Origin of the sequence: Photorhabdus sp. P32 (genome assembly GCF_038085095.1) — a bacterium.
Taxonomy (GTDB): domain Bacteria; phylum Pseudomonadota; class Gammaproteobacteria; order Enterobacterales; family Enterobacteriaceae; genus Photorhabdus; species Photorhabdus luminescens.
This window is the reverse complement of the sequence record NZ_JAZGJN010000102.1, coordinates 1-1,103: the sequence shown is the minus strand read 5'-3', so window position 1 is coordinate 1,103 and position 1,103 is coordinate 1. Positions and strand designations below refer to the sequence as shown.

General features: G+C 44.5%; 2 protein-coding genes. Both read right to left on the bottom strand.

The window, feature by feature from the left end; genetic code table 11:
* On the bottom strand, positions 1-269 hold a 269-nt coding region (locus tag V2H77_RS00500; protein ID WP_341497237.1), incomplete at its 3' end, for an isocitrate dehydrogenase kinase/phosphatase AceK regulatory subunit.
* 62 nt (positions 270-331) lie between these two features.
* Positions 332-1,103, bottom strand: a 772-nt coding sequence (gene aceA, locus V2H77_RS00495) for an isocitrate lyase (RefSeq protein ID WP_341497236.1), incomplete at its 5' end; no start/stop codon positions are given.

Sequence of the window (1,103 nt, the reverse complement as noted above, 5' to 3'; positions counted from 1 at the left end):
CGAGACAGGGTATAAACAACCTTTACTTTGGCAATGTACTCTTCATCATATCCGAAAGCACTATGTATACATTTAAGCTGCTCAACCACCAGCCCAACATGATGATCATAAAGATTAATACGCTTTTTCATCGCTTGCTGAACAGCGTGCCAGTCGGCCTGTTCAAAGCGTTGTTGCGCACCAGAAGTCACTTCCAAAAAGCGGCCATATTGTGCATCGAACCCTTGTAAAATAGTTTGTGCTATCAAATGTGCTGAATCTATCCCCATCGCAACTCCTCAATATATTCAGCCTGCTATAAGCAGGCTGAATAGAATCAGAAATACAATAATCAGAACTGCTGCTCTTCCGTAGAACCCGTCAATGCGGTTACTGACGATGTTCCCCCTTGAATAATCGTCGTAACTTTATCGAAATAACCTGTACCTACCTCCTGCTGGTGAGAAGAGAAGGTATAACCACGATTAATGGATGCAAACTCTTTTTCCTGTACTTTCTCCACATAATGTTTCATACCTTCACCCTGCGCGTAAGCATGCGCCAGGTCGAACATGTTGAACCACATACTGTGGATACCCGCCAAAGTAATAAATTGGAATTTATAACCCATTTCCGACAGTTCATCTTGGAAACGCGCGATAGTCTTATCATCCAGATTCTTTTTCCAATTGAACGATGGAGAACAGTTGTAAGCTAACAATTTACCGGGATATTTGGCATGAATCGCCTCAGCAAAACGACGGGCCATTTCAATATCAGGTGTTGATGTTTCACACCATATCAAGTCAGCATACGGCGCATAAGCCAAACCACGACTAATCGCTTGATCGACACCCGCTCTGGTACGGAAAAATCCTTCAAAAGTCCGCTCGCCAGTAATAAATTCACTGTCATATGTGTCACTGTCGGAGGTTAATAGATCGGCTGCATCAGCATCGGTGCGAGCAATCAACAATGTCGGTACACCAGAAACATCTGCCGCCAAACGCGCAGCAACCAATTTTTGAATCGCCTCTTGGGTCGGAACCAGAACTTTACCGCCCATATGACCACATTTTTTCACCGCAGCAAGTTGATCTTCAAAGTGAACAGCCGCCGCACCC